Genomic DNA, 4,479 nt, shown 5'->3' with positions numbered 1-4,479 from the left:
TACCACTGCGGTCAAAATGAAGACTAGAAAGGTGTCCGGTTTTATTTAATCTTAGCCAGGGGCCTGGGGTTTCAATGACGGGCAATTGACGCTGACTAAAATCGTCTGGTGGGAGGGGAAAAGGAGGCAAACCCATTACGCTGCGCTATGACTCCCGTAGCACTTAGCGGCCAAAACCACTGGCTCGATTTCTCCCTTTTGGAGTTTTTCTAGCGGGGTTGCTCCCTCTAAACGAATATCACCCGTGAGCAGAAAGAGCATTTGTGTCCAAGCACCATCTTCTTTTAAAACGGCTAACACTTGGTCTAAACCTGACAAAACTTTGCCATCAATAAATTGCCAAGCGGGATAAACTAATTCCTCGTTGACAGATAAACCTAAGACCTGATGATTGAGCCTCATAGTTTCTAATTCCAAAGAACTACAGGCTAAAACACTACAAACCTCAGCGCTGGTTAAGGTTCCGCCTTGCTGAGATAGGAACCGTTTCTTCGCTTCTTCGCCTCGTTTAATGGCAGCTGCCAACGGAGGGGCCAAAGCTAAAGGAGATTGTGCTTTTTGTATAGATTCTAACATTTTTAAGCAACCCTACCACCGTCAACAAGACCTGTATAAAACAAATATAAGTCTCCCTTCAAATGTTTAGTCTCTTGTATCAGCTTACTTTTATCGTCTGAATACCCAATAACCTTACCTTTCTCTGGCCAGCCATATTTGTCGCGACCAGTGATCTCTAAGACCACCCATTGATCGGGGTAATCGGATGAGACATCGGCTATACTCAAATCTTCTGTTTTGTGGCTAAGTGTCTTCATGGCTAAGGTGGCAGTTGATTTGATCAGGATCTTTGTTTTTGCCTAGTAGTGTTTTGCTCCTCGTGTCAGGAATCCCTAACATTATTAGCTTGACTCAATCTGCCCTAATAAGCTAGGATGCGGGGATGATAATGATGAGTAAAGAGCCAGCACCCGCGAGGATGCTGGCCCTCTCCTAGCTTCGCATCATCGGGATTAGCCCTCTCAACAGCCCACCAGGAGACTTAAAAACCTTATTAGTGGACTAAGAAGCCAGGAGGTCAATCAATGAAGCACTTACTCACTGTCATGCTCCTAAGCTCCCTTGCTTACGGCGTAGCTGTCGGGAAGATTCATCCCTACGACTACGTTTTTATCTACACCATCAACGAACTAGCAAAACGTCAGGGTGGAGATAATCAAGACGGGAAGCGGTAGGTAGAACGTTTACCTAATTCAGGCTGGACAGTGCGCCAACACTCGACCAGCTTTTTTGTACTGTTTTTTACTATCGCTCTATTTTTTTTAATGGTATCCATAATATAATCACTTACCGTAAGGATATCAACCAATAAATATTGCAAAGTTAAACCAACAATTGTTGCAAAGTTAAACCAACAATTGTTGCAAAGTTAAACCAACAATTATTGCTATCATTAAACAATAATTGTTGGTACTCCATTTCAAAATATGCGAACTAGCTCGAAAATACAGCCATGAAGACGCTCTCGTCAATGCCCCAAAACCTATCCGATGCCGAAAGGCAAGCAAGCAACTGTGGTTTGGATATTTCCAAGCTACAAGCTTTGTTGGCAGAAATCGAACCCGCATCTGAAAAATACAAAATGCCCCTGTCACTGTGTGATGCCCAAAAACAGGCAAGAAACTGTGGTTTGGATATACCCAAACTAGAAGCTTTGTTGGAAGAAATCGGAACCCTATCTGAAAAATACAAAATTATTTTTTATCTGGCGGCTACAGGACTTTATTCCGCCGATGACCTCGCTGAAATGTCCAATCATAGCAGCGGCAAAAATCTAAACGCGGATTTCAACAAAAATCTAGGATCCCATCTTAAGGATTACCTTGATTTAGATGAAAGTGAGCGTCTGGGAATTACTTCCCTAAGAAGGATTCTCTTTAAAAAGGGCTATTTTGTTGACATTAATGACGATGAATTAGTGAGAGTTTTGCCAACACGCTACGCTGAAAATTCTCAATTAGAGCAGTCTTTTACTGTCAGACACAATTAGTGCGGATGAGAAGACCACCAATCAAGGAGATTGATTTAAAAATGGAAAACACAGAGTTATTGTGCGAGATACCAACATCGGTCACTCCCCGTGCTGACATTATTAATGGGTTGTTAGCTCAACTAGACAATGAACAGGATAGCGATATCCGTGCTGAAATCATAAGGAAATTAGGAGAATATCCTGAGCCTCAAGTGATTAAAAAACTTTGGGATTTGAGAAATAATCTCGAAAACGAATCTGATGATTTTGTGCAGTACGAAATCAAGCTTAGTTTGCGTAAAGTGACTAATCATCCTAGTATAAATATTGATTTTTTTCTAGATAACTTAGAGGTATTCCCATCAAAAGATAACAATTCTCAAGCTCCAAAAGTCTTAATTGACGCTGCTCTGATTGAAGAGTTTTTATTACGAAATCAGACGACTCTTAACAGGGAAGCTACTAGGGTTATGGGACTTGTTTTAGAGGGAAAAATTAATCCTTACATTGGGGAAATGGGATTAATCAAAATTTGGCATAGTATGAAAAATCTTAAATCTCAAGAATATGCCAATCGTTCGATCATTGAACTTATGAGTAAGATTAACGTCGGTCAAGTTAACTTGAAAGAAATTGACCTAGAAAAATATCCCAACGTTAATTTAAAAACGGCAATTCAAGTTGAGATTGCCAGAAAGTATAGCCTAGCAGGTATTATCACCATCGCAGATCGAGAATTCATTGCCAGTGGATATCCTTTTGTGGGTTCTCCTTCCTTATTCTTACAGTTTTTAGGGGAAGATACCTCGCCAGCTTCTATCGAAAGAACTCTCAAAAATCTCGGTAAAGCGGCAATGGAAAATGAAAAAGTAAAACTCAATCAGCTTTTAGAAAACGAGCCTCAACAAAACTTATTCTTTGAAGATAATCTTTTCCTTTTTCAAGGCTGGAAAATTGAGAACTTTGAAATTCTTTGTGCCAATAACAATTTAACTTCCGCGACAGTTATCCTATGTAATACAAAAACCCAAGAGCGTTACACTGAATCAGCCTTTAAAAAAGGTTCAGTAGATGCACTTTGTACTGCTTTTAATGAGGCTCTAGCTCATTTAGTTGAGGTTAAACATATCCTTAAATCTATCTATTTAGCCAACTTGACACCGGGTCAACAAGGAGCCATAACTGTCAAGGCGGCGGTTGAGTATGATGGTAAAGAAGTTATTACCATCCACACCCATGAAAATATTCTCAAGGCTCATTTTTTCGCCTACGTCAAAGCGATGATTGCCGTTTATGCACCCAAGGAATATCACCCCGATATTCATAGCACAAAAGAATTGACATATTTTCACAAAATTGGCGAACGAGATTTTCGGGGACTGAATTTCAGCCAAGTTAATTTAATGGATAGTGAAGGCAATCTTTCCGACGCAAAATTGATGGGATGTAACTTCAGTAAGGCTAATCTTTTGGGGGTTAATTTAAATAAGGCTGATTTAACAGGAGCCGATTTAAGTCATGCCAATTTGAGCAAAGCTGATTTAACAGGAGCCGATTTAAGTCATGCCAATTTGAGCAAAGCTAATCTAACGGGAGCTAACTTGACCGATGTTAAATTAGATGAAAATAATCTAACCCTCCTTGATTGCACAATTTTGACTAACACAATTATGCCTGAAATTAACATTGAAATTAGCGGCGAATCTCGTTTAGAAAAGGTTGCTCAACTACTCAAACACATTGATCCTCAAAGTCAATCTCGAATCTTGGCTGTTCACTCGATGACAGATTCCATCTGGTGGGATAATCCCCTTGGTCAAAAATTCTGGGAAGTTAACGAAGAACTAATCAAAAGGAAGATTTCTATTCAACGAGTTTTTATTCTTCCTGAAGTTCCGACTCCAAAGCATTTACAGGTGATTCAGGAACAACTTAACTCTGGCATAGAAGTTGCTTGGATTTGTCAGGAAAAAGCCAAAGATGTTGAAGGCTATCGTTGGGATGATACCAACCTATTGATTAGCGAAAACTTATCTGTTCCAAGAAATTCTTTTACAGCGAGAAGAACTATGAATCGTCAAACAGAAACAGGTTATATTTCCTATCAAACAAGAGTTGTCGAGACAGATAAAAGTATCTTTAACGCTCTATGGGAAAAATCCGAAAAACTCTCTACTCAAGCTAATATTCAGGAACAATTAGCAAACCTGAGTACCTGACCCCGAACTTTATTGTTTTATTAACTGATGCTCACAATGCGATCGCTCTTTCTATTCTATTTTGATAAAAAGCGATCGCTAAAAAGTGAGTTCTCGGTCGTTTGTCACACAATCCTGAAGATATAAATCAATTAGTTCCTGATAAGAAATTCCTTTTTCTTTTGCTTTTTTTTCAAAGAAATCAATGACATCAATCCTTAAAGGTAAAGTGACCTGCCGCTTGAGTTGTTG

General features: G+C 39.5%; 6 protein-coding genes. 3 read left to right on the top strand and 3 right to left on the bottom strand.

All coding sequences use genetic code 11. The features are described from left to right. Window positions 1-135 precede the first annotated feature (135 nt). Together PX484_RS21565 and PX484_RS21560 are read right to left on the bottom strand one after the other, a co-directional pair. Complete coding sequence (locus tag PX484_RS21565) at window positions 136-576, bottom strand: hypothetical protein (protein ID WP_287767840.1); 441 nt, start codon at window positions 574-576, stop codon at window positions 136-138. 2 nt (window positions 577-578) lie between these two features. Further along, a complete protein-coding gene (locus PX484_RS21560) occupies window positions 579-815 on the bottom strand; it encodes a hypothetical protein (RefSeq protein ID WP_287767843.1) in 237 nt (78 codons plus the stop codon). Between the two features lie 267 nt (window positions 816-1,082). Here PX484_RS21560 and PX484_RS21555 point away from each other — a divergent pair, with 267 nt between their 5' ends. The 3 genes from PX484_RS21555 to PX484_RS21545 all read left to right on the top strand — a co-directional run bounded on the left by PX484_RS21555 (window position 1,083) and on the right by PX484_RS21545 (window position 4,248). Beyond that, window positions 1,083-1,232, top strand: a complete 150-nt coding sequence (locus PX484_RS21555) for a hypothetical protein (protein ID WP_016515388.1) — start codon at window positions 1,083-1,085, stop codon at window positions 1,230-1,232. Window positions 1,233-1,528: 296 nt separating this feature from the next. Further along, a complete protein-coding gene (locus PX484_RS21550; protein WP_287767852.1) occupies window positions 1,529-2,047 on the top strand; it encodes a hypothetical protein in 519 nt (172 codons plus the stop codon). 41 nt (window positions 2,048-2,088) lie between these two features. Continuing rightward, window positions 2,089-4,248 carry a pentapeptide repeat-containing protein gene (locus PX484_RS21545; RefSeq protein WP_287767847.1) on the top strand — a complete coding sequence of 720 codons (2,160 nt, stop codon included), beginning with the start codon at window positions 2,089-2,091 and terminating at the stop codon, window positions 4,246-4,248. 78 nt (window positions 4,249-4,326) lie between these two features. Here the strand turns inward: PX484_RS21545 and PX484_RS21540 are convergent. Continuing rightward, a partial coding sequence (locus tag PX484_RS21540; RefSeq protein WP_288105439.1) for a UPF0223 family protein occupies window positions 4,327-4,479 on the bottom strand: 153 nt, incomplete at its 5' end.

The organism is Microcystis sp. M49636_WE2 (genome assembly GCF_030065375.1).
GTDB lineage: Bacteria > Cyanobacteriota > Cyanobacteriia > Cyanobacteriales > Microcystaceae > Microcystis > Microcystis aeruginosa_C.
Note: the sequence above shows the minus strand (reverse complement) of the source record. Positions and strands in the feature narration are given on the sequence as shown.